At 61.5% G+C, this 16115-nt stretch carries 15 protein-coding genes; 7 read left to right on the top strand and 8 right to left on the bottom strand.

The window, feature by feature from the left end:
* Nucleotides 1–173 precede the first annotated feature (173 nt).
* Together H4V98_RS17845 and H4V98_RS17840 are read left to right on the top strand one after the other, a co-directional pair.
* Nucleotides 174–1469, top strand: coding sequence for a dihydroorotase (locus tag H4V98_RS17845; RefSeq protein ID WP_196862131.1), 1296 nt, complete (start codon nucleotides 174–176; stop codon nucleotides 1467–1469).
* Nucleotides 1470–1522: 53 nt separating this feature from the next.
* Nucleotides 1523–2260: a lysophospholipid acyltransferase family protein gene (locus H4V98_RS17840; RefSeq protein WP_196862132.1), complete on the top strand. Its 738-nt coding sequence runs from the start codon at nucleotides 1523–1525 to the stop codon at nucleotides 2258–2260.
* Nucleotides 2261–2310: 50 nt separating this feature from the next.
* Here the strand turns inward: H4V98_RS17840 and H4V98_RS17835 are convergent, their stop codons facing one another.
* Complete coding sequence (locus tag H4V98_RS17835; protein ID WP_196862133.1) at nucleotides 2311–3450, bottom strand: ABC transporter ATP-binding protein; 1140 nt, start codon at nucleotides 3448–3450, stop codon at nucleotides 2311–2313.
* 110 nt (nucleotides 3451–3560) lie between these two features.
* On the opposite strand from H4V98_RS17835, the gene H4V98_RS17830 reads away from it, so the two are divergent.
* From H4V98_RS17830 to H4V98_RS17820, 3 genes are all read left to right on the top strand, one after another.
* Nucleotides 3561–5186, top strand: a complete 1626-nt coding sequence (locus H4V98_RS17830; RefSeq protein ID WP_196862134.1) for an iron ABC transporter permease — start codon at nucleotides 3561–3563, stop codon at nucleotides 5184–5186.
* 172 nt (nucleotides 5187–5358) lie between these two features.
* Nucleotides 5359–5580: a CsbD family protein gene (locus H4V98_RS17825; protein ID WP_196862135.1), complete on the top strand. Its 222-nt coding sequence runs from the start codon at nucleotides 5359–5361 to the stop codon at nucleotides 5578–5580.
* A 69-nt stretch (nucleotides 5581–5649) separates the two neighbouring features.
* Nucleotides 5650–6219, top strand: a complete 570-nt coding sequence (locus tag H4V98_RS17820; RefSeq protein WP_196862136.1) for a hypothetical protein — start codon at nucleotides 5650–5652, stop codon at nucleotides 6217–6219.
* A 175-nt stretch (nucleotides 6220–6394) separates the two neighbouring features.
* On the opposite strand, the gene H4V98_RS17815 is transcribed toward H4V98_RS17820, so the two are convergent.
* A complete protein-coding gene (locus H4V98_RS17815; protein ID WP_196862137.1) occupies nucleotides 6395–7405 on the bottom strand; it encodes a Stealth CR1 domain-containing protein in 1011 nt (336 codons plus the stop codon).
* Nucleotides 7406–7934: 529 nt separating this feature from the next.
* On the opposite strand from H4V98_RS17815, the gene H4V98_RS17810 reads away from it, so the two are divergent.
* Both H4V98_RS17810 and H4V98_RS17805 read left to right on the top strand, forming a co-directional pair.
* Nucleotides 7935–8213 (top strand): hypothetical protein, encoded by a 279-nt coding sequence (locus tag H4V98_RS17810; protein ID WP_196862138.1) that lies wholly within the window; start codon nucleotides 7935–7937, stop codon nucleotides 8211–8213.
* Between the two features lie 13 nt (nucleotides 8214–8226).
* Nucleotides 8227–8493, top strand: coding sequence for a cupin (locus tag H4V98_RS17805; protein WP_196862139.1), 267 nt, complete (start codon nucleotides 8227–8229; stop codon nucleotides 8491–8493).
* Between the two features lie 45 nt (nucleotides 8494–8538).
* On the opposite strand, the gene gspF is transcribed toward H4V98_RS17805, so the two are convergent.
* The 6 genes from gspF to gspL all read right to left on the bottom strand — a co-directional run bounded on the left by gspF (nucleotide 8539) and on the right by gspL (nucleotide 16090).
* Nucleotides 8539–9777: a type II secretion system inner membrane protein GspF gene (gene gspF / locus H4V98_RS17800; protein WP_196862140.1), complete on the bottom strand. Its 1239-nt coding sequence runs from the start codon at nucleotides 9775–9777 to the stop codon at nucleotides 8539–8541.
* 146 nt (nucleotides 9778–9923) lie between these two features.
* Nucleotides 9924–11333, bottom strand: a complete 1410-nt coding sequence (locus H4V98_RS17795) for an ATPase, T2SS/T4P/T4SS family (protein ID WP_196862141.1) — start codon at nucleotides 11331–11333, stop codon at nucleotides 9924–9926.
* Between the two features lie 2 nt (nucleotides 11334–11335).
* Nucleotides 11336–13540: a type II secretion system secretin GspD gene (gene gspD, locus H4V98_RS17790; protein ID WP_196862142.1), complete on the bottom strand. Its 2205-nt coding sequence runs from the start codon at nucleotides 13538–13540 to the stop codon at nucleotides 11336–11338.
* 6 nt (nucleotides 13541–13546) lie between these two features.
* The gene (locus tag H4V98_RS17785; RefSeq protein WP_196862143.1) at nucleotides 13547–14356 is read right to left on the bottom strand and encodes a type II secretion system protein N; all 810 of its coding nucleotides are present in this window, start codon (nucleotides 14354–14356) and stop codon (nucleotides 13547–13549) included.
* Between the two features lie 7 nt (nucleotides 14357–14363).
* Nucleotides 14364–14864, bottom strand: a complete 501-nt coding sequence (gene gspM, locus H4V98_RS17780; protein ID WP_196862144.1) for a type II secretion system protein GspM — start codon at nucleotides 14862–14864, stop codon at nucleotides 14364–14366.
* Nucleotides 14861–16090, bottom strand: coding sequence for a type II secretion system protein GspL (gene gspL / locus H4V98_RS17775; protein ID WP_196862145.1), 1230 nt, complete (start codon nucleotides 16088–16090; stop codon nucleotides 14861–14863). The genes gspM and gspL overlap by 4 nt, the downstream gene beginning before the upstream one ends.
* Nucleotides 16091–16115: the final 25 nt, after the last annotated feature.

The following is a 16115-nucleotide window of genomic DNA, read 5'->3' as shown; positions in this document are numbered from 1 at the left end:
GTGGCTTCCTGCCCACCGAGGGGGCCGCTGCGCCTGCAGTCCGGCAAAGCCGGCCCTGCGGCCCCTGCTGGTTTGGGGAGATGTGGGCTGCTATGCATGCAGCGGTGCGGCTTCGCCAGGGTCGGCTTGTTGTCTGTACCCGCGTTTTCATTTTTCACAGCTGAAAAAATTACATGAAGCTTCTGATCAAAAACGGCCGTGTCATCGACCCGGCCACTGGCTTCGACCAGATTGGCGACTTGGCGATTGCTGCGGGGCGCATCGTCTCGCTGAACGGTGGACTGACCGATTTCACCCCGAACAAGACCCTCGACGCGACGGGTTGCATCGTTGCCCCCGGCCTGATCGACCTGTCGGCGCGGCTGGGCGAGCCTGGCCATGAGCATGAAGGCATGCTGGAAACCGAACTGGCCGCAGCGGTGGCCGGTGGCGTGACCAGCCTGGTGTGTCCGCCCGACACCGACCCGGTGCTTGATGAGCCCGGCCTGGTGGAAATGCTCAAGTTCCGTGCCGAAAAAATGCACCAGTCACGTGTCTTTCCCTTGGGCGCCCTGACCCGGGCGTTGAAAGGCGAGTCCCTGACCGAGATGGTCCAGCTGACCGAATCGGGCTGCGTGGGCTTCAGCCAGGCAGAGGTGCCGCTTGCCAACACGCAGGTGCTGATGCGCGCCTTGCAGTACGCCGCCACGTTCGGCTATTCGGTCTGGCTGCGTCCGCAGGAGGTTCATCTGGGCAGGGGCGTGGCCGCCAGCGGGGCGCTGGCCACGCGGCTGGGGCTGAGCGGCGTTCCTGTGGCTGCTGAAACGATTGCCCTGCACACGATTTTTGAACTGGTGCGCGCCACCGGGGCGCGCGTCCACCTGTGCCGCATCAGCAGCGCAGCCGGCGTGGCGCTGGTGGCCCGTGCCAAGGCCGAAGGCCTGGACGTGACCTGCGACGTCAGCATCAACAGCCTGCACCTGACCGATGTGGACATTGGCTACTTCGACAGCCGGATGCGCCTGGACCCGCCGCTGCGCCAGCAGCGCGACCGCGATGCGCTGCGCCTGGGGCTGCTTGACGGTACGGTCGATGCGTTGGTGTCAGACCACACGCCGGTCGGCGCGGATGCCAAGACCCTGCCGTTCGCCGAAGCTGAGGCCGGTGCCACCGGTCTGGAACTGCTGCTGGGGCTGGCCTGCAAATGGGGCCTGGAGAGTGATGCGGGCATGTGCCGGGCGCTGGCTGTGCTGACCAGCGAACCGGCGCGCATCCTTGGCCCTGCACTGGGCACGCTGCAAGCCAGCGCGGGCCGGCTGGTCAAGGGCGGCGTGGCCGATGTCTGTGTGTTTGATCCTGCCAGCGAGTGGACGGTCGAGCCTGCTGCCTTGCGCAGCCAAGGCAAGCACACACCGTTTTCCGGGCACGCCCTGCCAGCTGCGGTTCGCTACACCCTGGTCGGCGGGCAACTCGCTTTCGAGCGCGGCTGAGCCATGCCTGCCGGCTGTTTTCCTCTGGCCGGCAACGAATCTGCAGGCGCCTGATGCGGCGCATCCGGGCTTGCTGGCGTTTGCTGCGCGTTTTTTTGCATATCCTGGCCGGTCTGTGGATTGCCGCCGTGCGCCTGCCGCGCCTGCAGCCGGTCGCCCAAAGCGCCCAGGTTCAGGTCTGGTCCCTGGCGCTGCTGGGCCATATCGGCATTGCGCTCGAAGTTCGCGGCCAGCCGCCTGTTTTGGGTCCGGTGCTGCTGGTGGCCAACCACATTTCCTGGCTCGATATTCCGGTGATGCACGCTGCGCGGCATTGCCGCTTCGTTTCCAAGTCCGACATCAAGGACTGGCCGCTCGTCGGCACGCTGGCCACGGCGGCCGGCACGCTGTACATCGAGCGCTCTTCGCGCCGTGATGCCCTGCGCGTGGTGCAACTGATGCGCGATGCCCTGCTGACAGGCGAGGTGCTGGCGGTGTTCCCCGAAGGCACCACCGGCGATGGCTTGAGTGTGCTGCCTTTTCATGCCAACTTGCTGCAAGCCGCTGTGTCGGCCGATGCGCCAGCCCAGCCCGTGGGCCTGCGCTTCATTGACAAGGCCAGCGGCCAGCCCAGCCACGCGCCAAGCTATGTGGGGAGCGACACCTTGCTGGGTTCGATCTGGCGCACCTTGTCCGCCCCGCCAATCGTGGCTGTGGTGCATTACGGAGAACCCGAACAGGCTGCAGGGCGCGACCGGCGTGCCTGGAGCGCGCAGTTGCGCAGCAGCGTGGACGGCCTGCGTCGGGGCTGAGGCCTTGCCTGCGGGAGGGGTCTGAAAGGAGTCCCTCGGGCCTGGCTGACTTATGCTACTGAATTAATAGCAGGAAAAGCATGATTGGTATGCGCAAAAGGCATATTTTTTTGAGGATTTTCCTCTATTTCGCGTACAAAGGTCACCACGTGGTCCATTTCAGCGCGAATGCCCACCCATTCGCCGATTGCATGGTCATGGTGGCTGGGCACATGGGCCAGCAATGCTTCGCCGCTGGCCAGCTGCATGGTGTACAAAAATTCTGAACCACGAAACGACTTGCGGATGATCCGGGCTTTCACCGGCGCGTTGTCGTCGTGCACGATGTCGTCGGCGCGCAGCAGCACGTCGCATTCGCCGCCCGGGTAGCTCGACGGCAGCGGGCATTCGTCCCGCCCGACCAGGTCGCCCAACGGGGTGCGCGCCACCACGCCGCTTTCCTGGTGCATCAAGGTGGCCGGCACAAATACGCCATGGCCGATGAAGTCAGCGACGAAGCGCGTGGCCGGCCGGTGGTACAGCGCATAGGCGTCTTCCCACTGGTGCAGGTGGCCTTCATGCATCACACCAATACGGTCACCGATGGCAAAAGCCTCGAGCTGGTCGTGCGTCACAAACAGGGCAGTGGCGCCCGCCGCTTTCAGAATGCCGCGCACTTCATGCGCCAGCCGTTCGCGCAGATCGACATCGAGGTTGGAAAACGGCTCGTCCAGCAACAGCAGGCGCGGCCCTGGGGCCAGCGCCCTGGCCAGCGCCACGCGTTGCTGCTGCCCGCCTGACAACTCGTGGGGAAAGACCTTGTGGGCATGGCCCATGCCGACCAGTTCCAGCACCTCGTCAACGCGCCTGCCGCGAGCCGAAGCGCTCAGGTGGTTCAGGCCGAAGGCCACGTTGCGCGCCACGTCAAGGTGCGGAAACAGCGCGTAATCCTGGAACACCATGCCGATCTGGCGCGACTCGGGAGGCAAGTGACACTGCGGGCTGCTGACAATTTGTCCAGCCAGCCGGATGCTTCCTGCCTGGGCGCGTTCCAGCCCCGCCACGGCGCGCAGCAGCGTGGTCTTGCCGCAGCCCGATGGCCCGATCAGCACGCCGATCTCGCCGGCCTGCAAATTAAAGGACACGCCATCGACCGCCGCATGGCGGCTTTTTGCGTAATGCACACCGAGTTGGGAGACTTCGAGAAACATGGGTTGATTGTAGATGCTTACAATTCTCATTTGCAGTAACTGGCTGCAGACACCACGGCGCGAGCGGGCAAGGCAGGAGCCGGCCGGCAGCAGCCTTCCATCGGGTTTCAATGTTCCGCCGACTCTTTTTTCGCTTTGTTCCTTCCGCATTTTTGCTGCTGCTTGTAGCATTCCTGACGCTGCCGGTGCTGGCGGTGGCGCTGTCCTGGCTCGAATTCGACGCTGCAGCACGTTCCATCCTGACGCAGATGCTGCAGACGGTGCTGCCCGACTACACCTGGACGTCGCTGCTGCTTTGCCTGCTGGTCGGCACAGGCGTCGCTGTCGTTGGCATGGCCACGGCCAGTGCGGTCACGTTGTTCGAGTTTCCGGGCAGGCGCACCTTTGAATGGGCCTTGCTGCTGCCGCTGGCCATGCCCGCTTATGTGCTGGCCTATGCTTACACCGACTTTTTGCAATATGGCGGGCCGCTGCAAACCTGGCTGCGCACGACTTTCGGGCTGCAAGGGAGGCTGTTGCCAGAAGTGCGCAGCCTGGGCGGCGCGGTGCTGGTGTTCACGGTGGCGCTATACCCGTATGTCTATCTGCTGGCGCGCACTGCCCTGTCCGAACGTGCTGCGCATCTGATGGAAGCGGCGCGGCTGCTGGGTGCGCCGCTGTCACGGCGCATCCGCGAGGTCGCCCTGCCGCTGGCGCGGCCGGCGGTGGCGGCTGGCGTTGCGCTGGCGCTGATGGAAACGCTGGCGGACTTTGGCGTGTCCAGTTACTTTGGCATCCAGACCTTCACCGCCGGCATTTACAAAGCCTGGTTGTCAATGGACAACCGCATGGCGGCCGCGCAACTGGCGACCGTGCTGCTGGTGTTCGTGGCGGTGCTGCTGCGCATCGAGCACAGTGCCCAGCGGCGCATGCGCTTTGCCGCTGGCCGTGGCGCGCGCGCCGGTTCTGCGGACGCCGTGCCAGTGCCCTTGCACGGTGGACGTGCAGCGCTGGCCTGGGGTATTTGCGCCGCACCGATCGCTTTTGGCTTCGTTCTGCCGGTGTTGTTCATGCTGCGGCCGCTGGTGCTGGGCTGGGACAACCTGCTCTGGGACCAGTTTGCCCACTGGACGCTGAACAGCCTGTGGCTTGCAGGGCTCAGCGCCGTGCTGGCCACCGCATTGGCGCTGGGCTTGGCGTTTGCCGTGCGGCGCCAGCCTGACCTGCTGACCCGCAGCGCGGTGCAACTGGCCAGCCTGGGCTATGCCGTCCCGGGTGCGGTCATCGTCGTTGGGTTGCTGCTGCCGGTGGGCTGGCTGCAGGCGGCCGCGCCGCAAACCGGCGCCGGTTACTGGGTCACCGCCACCGTACTGGGTGTTGTCTGGGCCTACCTTGTGCGTTTCAGCGCGGTGGCTCTTCAAAGCATCCAGAGTGGCTATTCGCGCATTCCGGCCAGCTTTGACGACAGTGCCCGCATGCTCGGCACCACTGGCGCCGGCCTGCTGGCGCGGGTGCACTGGCCACTGCTTCAGCGCTCGGTAGCCGTGGCAGGCTTGCTGGTGTTTGTCGATGTGATGAAGGAGCTGCCCGCGACGCTGGTGCTGCGGCCCTTCAACAGCGACACTCTGGCCGTGGTGACCTACCAGCTGGCGCGCGACGAGCGCTTGGGCGAGGCGGCGCTGCCAGCGCTGGCACTGGTGCTGGTCGGACTGCTGCCAGTGGCTTTGTTGAGCCGCACCCTTCGCGCCAGAAAATAACCGGTCAAGGCCCAGCCCGGCTGTAGTCATCCGACTACCGGCTCAAAATCTGCCGGCCTACTTATTGGCAACCCGGCCTTGGATAGCATCTTCTTTCTGCAATCAGGGACGGTTGTCCTTGCGGCATTCTCCGGAAAGTCACGCAGAGCGACATCATCACGAGGAGAAAAAAATGAACCAAGATCGAGTGGAAGGTAACTGGCTTCAGTTCAAAGGCAAGGTCAAGGAGCAGTGGGGCAAGCTGACCGATGATGACCTTGATGTCATTGCCGGCAAGCGCGACCAGTTGCTGGGAAAAATCCAGGAGCGTCATGGCTTGACACACGAAGAAGCCGAAACCCAAGTCAACGACTGGCATGAACGCAACCCGACCAATTTTTTCGAGCGTTACTGAGTAGCCGCGTTTCAAGCGTCTGCTTCAAAATCTAAAAATCAACGTCCTCAATCTTTTCAAGGAATTATCATGAAAACCAAAATTTTGATGCTCAGCATGGCCATGTCGTGTGTTTTTGCTGGCAACGCCTTGGCGATGACCAAAGCTGAATACGACATGCAGAAAAAACAGGTCAGCGCTGACTACAAGGTCAACCGCGAAAAATGCGGCAGCCTGAAAGACAATGCCAAGGACATTTGCACCGCTCAGGCCAAAGGCGCACAAAAGGTTTCCGAAGCCGAACTCGAATCCCAGTACAAGCCAAGCGCCAAGCACACCCGCGATGTCGCGATGACCAAGGCCGACACGGCTTACAACATTGCCAAGGAACGGTGTGACGACTTGGCTGGTAACGCCAAGGATGTCTGCGTGAAGGATGCCAAGGCCGCGCAGGTGAAAGCCAGGGAAGAGGCGAAGGTTGCCCAGGCTTCCACCGATGCCAATGTCAACAAGAATGCCAATGTGAAGGAAACCCGCAAAGAAGCCAATTCAGAAATCCGCGAAGCCGATTACAAGGCGGCAAAAGAGCGTTGCGACAGCCTGGCGGGTAATGCCAAGGACACCTGTCAGGCTGATGCCAAGGCCAAGTTTGGCATGTGATGCGGTTTTAAGTGCGAGTCTGGACACTCCAGACCGCTGATGCTTATGCCTTGATGATCCCGGACTTGTGCAAACAATCCGGGATTTCTGATTTTCAATTTAGCTATTGTTTTGATAGCTTAAAACGTATGCAGGAAAAGCGCATAAAGCCATTTTCTTCTAAAGTAGTACTGCTTCAGGCCGCCATGCGCAGCTCGCCTTCCCATTCAAACGATGACGGGTTGGGCAGGAGCTTTTCAAGGGTTTGCGCAATTCTCAGCAGGCGCGGATCATCGGCTGCTGCTTCGTCGCAGGTGTCGTTGATGCAGAAAAATGGCAAGCTGCCAAAGTTTTGTATCAATGCGTCGAACTGCTGCGTCGCTTCGGCATCGCCCGTGTTGATGTAGAGCGGATCAAGCACCTGCTGCTCGGCGTAACCCATCTGCACCATCCAGCGTGGCGCCAGGTCCGGAACAATGGGTGGAATTTGCCAAGAGCGGAACACAGTGGAACGAACCTGGGCAAACCAGCCTTGAGCCAGGTGTTCAAGTTCGTGCATCAAGCTTTTCCGCATGGCGCGCGGCGCGTGAGAATAAACCTGGGGAAGGTGCCGGTAGTGCGGATAGCGCTTGGTAAGCCAGCGTCCGGACTTGATTGATGCGTTGACAAGCGCGGTCTCGTCCGGCTGCAGGACCTCAGGATGCACTGCTGACACGGGTTCCAGAAACACCTTTAGCCGACCTTCAAACCACCAGGCCGGATTGACCTTCTTGCCAAAAAATACGTCGTCGTTCAGATAAATGAAACGTTCGGACAGGCCGGGTATGTGGTGCAGGTAGGACTCGATATGACCCGAATCAAACACCTCCGGCGACGTGGGCGCAAGCAGATGGCGATGGTCTACCAGTGTCACCCGGCTTGACGGCCGTAACCAAGCAGGCGTTTGCCCATCAGTCACGATATACACGTGGCCATGGTCCGGGAAAAAGCGTTCAAGTGCACGCAGGTTGAACAGCAGTTCCGAATTGTCCCGGAAACGGCCAGCCACATTTCCAAAAGCGGCCAACTCTTCACCGTTTTGGCCGGCCCAGGCGGCATAGGCACGATGGCGCTTGAGCAGCCAGACAGGATCGGCACCGTTCACCCAGAGGTAAACAATATCGATCCGTCCTGGATTTTTACCTGGACCATGGGTCGAATTTTTCAATGTTTGCTTGTCCTTGTTGTTTAAGGCGTGAGTACGTTCAGCATTATTTGCAGGAGGCAAGGTGAAAGCCCGAAAAATTAAAGACAACGGCACATCACAATTGAAGAGTGGAAAACCGGGGCAATTTTTGGTCTGTCCTTCATTTAGAAAGTTTTAATAAGTAAAGATGCCCTTTGCGCTTATTTTTATTGCAAATATTGCTATTTAAAAAATAGCATTCAGACCAGTATTAATGGTTTGACCAAAAGTGGCCAAAACACGGGTTTTTTCAACGCCCTGTATTTCCACTAAAAGCAATTTCATTGAAAATCTTGATGGCGTAACATTTTAATTAAATCTGATACAAAAATATTTCTTGAAAAAGAATGGCGTTTTTTGGCTTGGGCTTAGCTGCTTTCAAAAGGCAGTTTCAAGTAAGTTTTATTGCTACGAGGTGGAAGGCGAGGCACACGCTGATGGATAGATTGGTGTCGGGCGTTGATTCGTTACAGCGTCAAGTGGCAACAAAATCCAGATCACGCGAAGATGGGTGTCAAAACAGATGGTGAAGTGGGTGCATGTCGCTTTTGTGAAAAAACAACAATTTGCAAAAAGCCGTGACCAAGTCACGGGTCCAAAAAAGTCTGCCTTACTTGCCTATAACCATCCAAAAATCGAGCCTGTCGCGAAGCGGGCCCTTGTCGGTGAGTGCCATCTGTTGTTATTTCAAGTAGTAATCAATACAGTGGGTGATTCCGCCATGCTGCTGAAAGCCAAGCACAATGAACAGCGAGCGCAGAGCGCATTAAACAGATCATCACACTCATGACAAGGCTGCAAAAATGAATCAAGAAAATTTTATGGAAATTCTTGTTCGGGAAGGATTCAAGGAAGTGGTGACCGTCACGCGGGAACCCGACGGATCTCTTGAAATGCACACGCATCCTTTCGAGGCCAAAGCGCTGATCCTCAGGGGTGAATTGCAACTGCAGGCCGGGGATGAAGACCGCTGCTACCGGGTCGGCCAGGTGTTTCATCTGCTTGCAGGTGTTCGGCATTCCGAGCAATACGGGCCTGAAGGCGTGACGTATCTGGTGGGTCGTCGATAACTGTCCGTGCATGGGCAAAGCCCTGCTTGGCCACGGCTGCCCGGTTTAGCGTGCCAGCTGGTTGAGCTGGATGATAGGCAACAGCACGGCAAGAACAATCATCATCACAACCAGGCCCATCACCACGATCAGCAGCGGCTCCAGCAAGGTTGCCAGTTGCAGTGCGCGGCGTTGCACTTCGGTGCCGAGCTGCTTGGCCGCACGGTCCAGCATCACCGGCAACTGGCCGGTCTGCTCGCCCAGGCGGGCAAACATGCTCAGCAGCCCTGGAAAACGCTTTTTATGCCCGATGGCAGACGCCAGCGTCGTGCCTTCACGAACCAGTACCAGCGCGTCCAGTGCATCGGCGCGCATGGCCCGGTTTGACAACGTGTCGGCCGCCGCCTGAAGGGCCCTGAGAATCGGCACGCCAGCGCCCGCCAGCATGGCCAGGGTACCGGCAAAGCGGGCGGCGTTGTAGCCTCGTGAAAGTTTTCCCAGAATCGGCAATGTCAGCCAGCCCGCATCGAACCTTTCTCGAAAAGCAGCACTGGTCCAGGCCAGACGGAAGGCGCCTGCCATCACGGCCAGCGCCAGGATCACCAGCCAGCCCTGGTTGCGCACGAAGCCTGCCAGGCCCAGCATGATGACGGTCAGCACTGGCAATGCCCGCTTGCTGCCGGCAAACACCTGCGCCACCTGCGGCACCACGTAGCCCAGCAAAAAGGTGACGATGGCAATCGCTACCAGCGTGACGATGGCTGGGTACAGTGCCGCGCCTACCAGCTTGGCCTTGAGCTCCTGGCTCTGCTCCAGGTCATCGGCCAGCCGCTCCAGCACCATGCCGAGATTGCCGCTGTGCTCGCCAGCGCCCACAACTGCGCAATACGTCGCTGAAAACTCGCGCGGGTGCTGAGCCAGCGCGGTGGCAAAAGGGGTGCCGCCATTGACCTCAGCGCGCAGGTTGGCGACCAGGTGGCGCTGGGGAATATTTTCGGATTCGTCGGCCAGCGCCGTCAGCGCCCGCTCCAGCGGCAAGCCCGAAGTCACCAGTCCGGCGATCTGGCGCGTCCAGATGGCAAGTGCCGTGGCATTGAAGACACGTTTGCTCCACAGCGTGGTGTTCCAGCCTGAAGTGTCGGCCGGCTGCGCACCTCTGCCTGTCGCACCGACCGACTGGACCGACAGCGGCACCAGTGCCTGCGCCCGTAGCATGCTGCGCGCCGCACGTGCCGTATCGGCCTCAATGATGCCCTTGCGGGTTGCGCCCTCGGCAGTGAGGGCTTCGAATGAATAGGCGGGCATGGAAAGTCTCGTTAAACGTTCAGCAACCCCAGCGCCCGACCGCCCCAAACCAGCCAGGGCCGCGGAAACGGCTTAGCCAGGCCGCAGGCGCAGCGGCCCTCTCGGGGGGGCAGCGCAGAGCGCGTTGTGAAAAGCGTGGGGGTCATTTAGTCGCGTGTTACGCGCATCAACTCTTCGCGCGTGGTGATGCCGGCCCGTACCAGCCGCTCGCCATCGTCACGCATCAGCATCATGCCGTTTTTAAGGCCCGCTTCGCGCAGGTCGGCTTCTGCTGCCTGGTGGTGAATCTGCGCCCGTATGGCGTCGTTGGTCGCCAGCAACTCGAACACGCCAGTGCGTCCCTGGTAGCCGGTCTGGCCGCAGGTGGCGCAGCCGGCACCCTGGCAGTGAACGCAGACCTTGCGCACCAGTCGCTGCGCCAGCACGCCGAGCAGTGACGAACTGAGCAAAAACGGCTCGATGCCCATGTCGGTCAGGCGCGTAACGGCACTTGCGGCGTCGTTGGTGTGCAGCGTAGCCAGTACCAGGTGGCCGGTAAGCGATGCCTGGATGGCGATCTGTGCGGTTTCGAAGTCGCGGATTTCGCCGATCATGATCACGTCCGGGTCCTGGCGCAGGATGGCGCGCAGTGCCTTGGCAAAGTCCAGGTCTATCTTGGCATTGACCTGCGTCTGTCCGACACCGGCCAGCTCGTACTCGATCGGGTCTTCGACCGTCATGATGTTCTGGCGCCGGGTGTCCAGCCGCTCCATGGCGGCGTACAGCGTCGTGGTCTTGCCAGAACCCGTGGGGCCGGTCACCAGAATGATGCCGTGCGGCTGAGCCACCAGGTGCTCGAAGCGACTCAGCACGTCGCCTTGCATGCCAACGGCTTCCAGGTTGAGCCGGTCCCCGCTTTTGTCGAGCAGACGCAGCACGGCGCGCTCGCCATGCGCGCTGGGCAGCGTGCTGACGCGCACGTCCACGGCACGCGTGCCGATGCGCAGCGAAATGCGGCCGTCCTGCGGCAGGCGTTTTTCGGCAATGTCGAGTTCGGCCATGATTTTCAGCCGCGAGATCAGCGCCGCGTGCAGTGCCCGGTTGGGCTGCACCACGTTGCGCAGCGAACCATCGACGCGAAAGCGCACAGCGGAGTGGCGCTCGTAGGGCTCGATGTGGATGTCACTGGCGCCATCGCGCACCGCCTGCGTCAGCAAGGCATTGAGCATGCGGATGATGGGGGCATCGTCTGATGTCTCCAGCAAGTCCTCAATGGCCGGCAGCGCCTGCATCATGCGCGACAAGTCAACATCGCTTTCGACTTCGCTGATAACAGTGGCGGCGCTCGATTCGCTCTGGGAGTAGGCAGCGCTGATGCGTTGCTGGAGCAACTCGGGGGTCTCGACGCTGATGTGCTGAACCTCGAATTTGCGCATCACTTCGCTGATGGCGCCTGCCGTTTGAGGCGTGCCCAGGCTGTGCAGCCACAGTGTCAGGTCGCCGCCGAAGTCTTCCAGCAGCAACTGCTGGCTGCGGGCAAACGCATACGGCAAAGGGTAGCGGGCGGGATGTTCCATGCCTAGCGGTCGTTGATCATCGGCAGCGGCGTCGTCTGGAACAGGGGGGCTGGCACTGGACTGGCTGGCGCCACCCCGGGCATGGGCTTGATGTCCGGCAACACAGGCGACTCATTGATTGGCACCAGGCTGCTGTTGCGGGGCTGTGTCTGCTGCTGGGTAGTGCGCATCAGGTCATAGCGGTCCATCGACAGGGCATTCGTTGAAGCGCCGTCGCGTACCACCACCGGCCGCAAAAAGACCATCAGGTTGGTTTTCTTGCGACTGCGGCTTTCAGACTTGAACAGGTTGCCAAACACCGGCACGTCACCCAGCCCGGGCACCTTCTGGTCGTTTCCCGAATATTCGTCTTGCAGCAGCCCGCCGAGCACGATGATCGCGCCGTCCTCGACCAGTACGTTCGACTCGATCGAGCGCTTGTTAGTGATGATGCCGGTGGCGGAATTGACCGAACCCGGCTGCACGCTGGAGACTTCCTGGAAGATCGACATCTTGACTGTGCCGTTTTCGCTGATCTGCGGCTTGACCCGCAAGGTCAGGCCCACGTCCTTGCGCTCGATGGTCTGGAACGGGTTGACGCTGCCGTTGCCGCCACCGCCGGTGTTGGTGAACTGGCCTGTGACAAACGGCACGTTCTGGCCAATGATGATCTTGGCCTCTTCGTTGTCCAGCGTGATGAGGTTGGGTGTTGAGAGGATATTGCCAGCGCCCGAGGTCTGCAGAAAGTTGGCCAGGAAGCCGAGAAAGTACACGCCGTTGTTGCGCGCCGCCACGCCCAGGTTGAAGCCGGTTCCAGGGGGCAGAGGGGTGCCGTTGGAAGCGCCGAGGGCCGACTGGATGATGTTTTTGCCGCTGGTGCCAAAGTTGGTGCCTAGCAGGCCAATCAGGCTGTCGCCCTTGCCGCCAAGGGGCCCTTGCCACTGAATGCCGAACTCGGCTGCCTTGTCCATGTTGACTTCGGCAATCAGGCTTTCCACGTACACCTGCGCCCGCCGGCCATCGAGCTTTTCAATCACCGCACGCAGTTGCCGGTACTGGGGTTCCGAGGCAGTGATGATCAGTGAATTGGTCGCCGGGTCAGCCTGGATCTGCCCGCCAGTCGAAGGACCTGCACTCGGCGTGATGGGGGTGGTTGCCGCACTGCTGGACTGGCCTAGATTGTTGGCCCCGCCCGACTGAGCCCCCGTATTTATGGCCGATGGATTGCCCAGAAATGGCAATGCGGGACTGGAAGAGCCGCTGCCGCCGGTTCCGCTCATTGCAGCGCGCAGGACCGAGGCCATGTTGGTGGCATCTGCATTCTTCAGGTAGACCACGTAGATGTTGCCGGCGTCGCCGTTCGGGCCGTTCAGGTTCGGCGTGTCCAGGGTCTTGAGCAGCGACTTGACCAGTTCCAGGCGCGCGCCATTGGCGGCACGGACAATCAGCGAATTGCTGCGTGGCTCGGGGAGCACGGTGGTTTTGTAGCTGGCCTCGGCCGTCGCCACGCCGCCGCTGGCACTGTTGTCGAGCAGCCGAGTCAGCAGAGGCGCGAGGTCGGTCACCGACGCATAGCGCACCGGGATCAACTCGACATTGGTGGCGTTGGACACGTCCAGCGCTGAAATGATACGGCCCAGACGGTTCAGGTTGTCGGCATAGTCGGTGATCACCAGCGAATTGTTGCCGGGGTTGACGTTAATGGTGTTGTTCGGGCTGATCAGCGGGCGCAGGATTGGCAGCAGGTTGTTGGCATTCTCAAAGCTGAGTTTGAAGATCGTCGTGGCAATCTGGCCGCCGGCGACAGGCACATTTGTCGAAACCGCGCCGCCCTGAAGCTTGGCATCGGCTTCTGGAACGATCTTGTCCAAGCCAGCAGAATTGACCACCGTGAAGCCCTGCAGGCGCAGGATGGCCAGAAACTGGGTGTAGGCCAGAGCCGGGCTGACCGGGCGTTCGGTCGTCAGCGTGATCGTGCCCTTGACGCGTGGATCAACCACCACATTGCGGCCTGTCAGCGTAGCCATGGTGCGGGCCACTGCGTCAATGTTGGCATTGACGAAGTTCAGCGTGATGGCTTCGCCGCGCCGGCCTTCGGATGCCGGTGACGCGACTTGCGGCTGCGCTTGTGAATTAGAAGGAAATATGCCTGTTCCGCAAGCTAGAAGGGCACTTCCAGCTATTGAAAATATAGCAATTTGGTGTCGTTTGAAGTTCGGATGTTTCATGCGGCATTAACCCACTTTAATGACGGCCGTTGCGCCATTGCGCCGCCCGATGATGTTCAAGAGATTCGAGAGCGCGTCGACGCTCCCGGGCGTGGCGCTGGCAGAGCCGTCAAATCGCAGCCGCTGACCTACCCACTGGCCCTGGCCCGTGAGCAGCAGGCTGCCGTCAAGGGTAATCAGTTCCAGCGTGGACGGGTTGCCGCCCGTCAGCGTGACGCGGTAGCTGCCCATGGGCTGCAGCGTGGAAAGGCGTGAGGACATCTTCAGGGCGTCAAGCTGCAGGCGGCCTGCCAACTCTAGCCTGCCCTGCATCCAGCGGGCGTTAAGACCCTGGGTGGAAGCTGCCAGCTGACCTTGCGCCTGTACCGTATTCCACGGTGTGCCGAGGCCTGAAAGCAGTGCGGCAGGCCATTGCGACTGGCTGTCGGAAAGCGTCAGCTGAACGCCACCCCAGCCAGAAGTACGGGCCTGAACTTGCCATGCCTGCTGCATGCAGCATTCGGCGTTGAGCTTAAGATCCAGGCCAGTCCAGGCCGGCCGGATGCGCCAGCTCACCTGACCCGGCAGGGCCACGGCGTCCAGGCTGCCAGCGCCACCCGATAACACGAGTTGCGCCGAACCCTGCCAGAAATTGCCGCGTGGTGCGGCCAGCATGGCATGACCACCACTGGCCTGCAGGACCAGCGTCGCCAGCCAGCGTGCCGGAGCAAACAGCACAAAGGCAATTAGTAGGCCGCCCAGCGCGCCCGCCGCTGCCCAGCGCCAGGGGGCATTGGCAAAAGCAGGGATGGCAACGTTTGGGCTGGAGTAGGACATTGTCTGGCTAGCGGGCCGGCAGGCCCATCACGAGAACGCCATTCCAGACCGGTTCGCCTGGTTTCGCGGCGCGCACCAGGCGGGCTTCAATCAGTGCCGAGCGGGCATTCAGCCGCGCCTGCGCCAACCACTCTGCCAGCGCCTCCGGACTGGCGTCCTTGACGGTAATGTTGGCGCGCTCGCCTGCCAGCACCAGTTGTGTTCCCGCGCCCAGGGTCTGCTTGGTGGCGGCGGTCAGCGCGCGCACTGCCTCGTCAAAGCCCAATGGCGGCTGCTTCTGCACAGCCTGTGCCTGCAACTGCATCGCCTGCATGGTCTGCAGCTGCGCGCCCAGCGCTTTGGACTGCGTGTCTGCGGTGCGCAGCGTGGCCAATGACGGCCCGACGCTGAACTGCCAGAGCAGCAAAGCCAGGACCATCAGGACAGCCAGCCGGATGACGGTTTTTTCACGGCCCGGCAACCGGACCCAGCGCGCTCGCAGCGGCGCCAGAGTGCTCGTCAGGCTCATGGAAAACGCTCCTCTTTCATCGTCAGGCCTTCGGCATCCATGCGCAGGCGGTAACCCTGGGCCTGCAGCCGTGCGGCGATTTCAGCCACCGCCGAAGCCGGGAGAGAAAGCCCTTTCAAGCGGAGTTCAGTTGATATGAATTCAATAGCTGCTGGTACAGGGGTGTCGGGCGCTGCAGCCTTAAAATGCCCTAATTGAGTTTCCATGTCGGCAGTCGAGGCGATACCATTGCGGCGCTGCAGGTCAGACAGCGCGCGGGCCATCTGCACCGGCGCATTGACGACCACACGCACGTCGGGAAACGTGGTTGTCAACAGGTTGCGGATGGCGGCGCGCTGGGCGGCCTGCGAAGACTGCTCTTTCCAGGCCCAGGCCTGCAGGCCCACCACGTTTGCCAGCACCAGGGCTACGCTCGCCCAGCGCGCTGCGCGCCAGCGCGGCGCCCTGAACAGCGAGGAGATCATGGCCGACAGATGCTTGCGGGTGCGCGTGCCGCGGGTGTAGAGCAGGTCGAACTGCGCTAGGTCCCAGTCCGACTGCGCTGCCGCCAGCCAACGCTCGGGCGGTGTCTGCAGACGCGCGGGACGGTTGAAGAAATGTTCTGCCAATTCGGCAACGCCAGGTTCGGCCAGCACTTCGGCGTCTTCTGGCCATGCCATCAGCGCGGCGCTGGCCACTGAAAGCGGCAGCAGTGTCACGCCCTCTGGCCCGGTGCGCATCAGTTGGGGCTGGTCGGCTGTGCCGGTGACATGCAGCGACACGACCCCATCGCCAGATGGCGGTGTAAGTTCGGGGACGATGCGAGCTACCGGCCGGCCGGCCTGCGTCAGCATGGCCAGCCAGGCATGCAGCCAGGCTTTCTCGCAGGTCGCGACCCACACGGGTTCGTCGGTGCGTGGCTTTGGCTCGATGGCGAAATGCAGATGGCTGGTCTCGTCGAGCACGCTGTCTTCCAGCAGCCCGTCGAGCACGGCCCGCAGCCGCCCCGCATTGCCATCCTGGAACAGCCCGCCTTTCAACGCCCCACGCGGCAGGGCAAGTCGGTGCCAGGACAGGCGACAGGCAGGAACCACGGCCACGATGACGGCGCTGGAAGGTGCGGGCAACAGCGCTGCAGGCGCCTGCACAACGCTGAGCACGGTGAATCCGTCATCACTCAGAACGCCCTCGCAAAGCATGGCGGCAGTCGGAAGTGTCCGGGGAAGGGTGACGAGAAGTGTTGTCATGCTTGAATTCAGGGGCCCATTGTAT

It is taken from the genome of Polaromonas sp. CG_23.6, assembly GCF_029892315.1.
Taxonomy (GTDB): domain Bacteria; phylum Pseudomonadota; class Gammaproteobacteria; order Burkholderiales; family Burkholderiaceae_C; genus Polaromonas.
Note: the sequence above shows the minus strand (reverse complement) of the source record. Positions and strands in the feature narration are given on the sequence as shown.

What these genes read in the sequence shown, in the direction of transcription:
- H4V98_RS17805 (WP_196862139.1), top strand. Translation starts at nt 8,227, where the DNA reads ATGAATCAAGAAAATTTTATGGAAATTCTTGTTCGGGAAGGATTCAAG.
- H4V98_RS17835 (WP_196862133.1), bottom strand. Translation starts at nt 3,450, where the DNA reads ATGTTTCTCGAAGTCTCCCAACTCGGTGTGCATTACGCAAAAAGCCGC.
- H4V98_RS17785 (WP_196862143.1), bottom strand. Translation starts at nt 14,356, where the DNA reads ATGTCCTACTCCAGCCCAAACGTTGCCATCCCTGCTTTTGCCAATGCC.
- H4V98_RS17825 (WP_196862135.1), top strand. Translation starts at nt 5,359, where the DNA reads ATGAACCAAGATCGAGTGGAAGGTAACTGGCTTCAGTTCAAAGGCAAG.
- gspF (WP_196862140.1), bottom strand. Translation starts at nt 9,777, where the DNA reads ATGCCCGCCTATTCATTCGAAGCCCTCACTGCCGAGGGCGCAACCCGC.
- H4V98_RS17795 (WP_196862141.1), bottom strand. Translation starts at nt 11,333, where the DNA reads ATGGAACATCCCGCCCGCTACCCTTTGCCGTATGCGTTTGCCCGCAGC.
- H4V98_RS17820 (WP_196862136.1), top strand. Translation starts at nt 5,650, where the DNA reads ATGAAAACCAAAATTTTGATGCTCAGCATGGCCATGTCGTGTGTTTTT.
- gspD (WP_196862142.1), bottom strand. Translation starts at nt 13,540, where the DNA reads ATGAAACATCCGAACTTCAAACGACACCAAATTGCTATATTTTCAATA.
- H4V98_RS17840 (WP_196862132.1), top strand. Translation starts at nt 1,523, where the DNA reads ATGCGGCGCATCCGGGCTTGCTGGCGTTTGCTGCGCGTTTTTTTGCAT.
- gspM (WP_196862144.1), bottom strand. Translation starts at nt 14,864, where the DNA reads ATGAGCCTGACGAGCACTCTGGCGCCGCTGCGAGCGCGCTGGGTCCGG.
- gspL (WP_196862145.1), bottom strand. Translation starts at nt 16,090, where the DNA reads ATGACAACACTTCTCGTCACCCTTCCCCGGACACTTCCGACTGCCGCC.
- H4V98_RS17845 (WP_196862131.1), top strand. Translation starts at nt 174, where the DNA reads ATGAAGCTTCTGATCAAAAACGGCCGTGTCATCGACCCGGCCACTGGC.
- H4V98_RS17830 (WP_196862134.1), top strand. Translation starts at nt 3,561, where the DNA reads ATGTTCCGCCGACTCTTTTTTCGCTTTGTTCCTTCCGCATTTTTGCTG.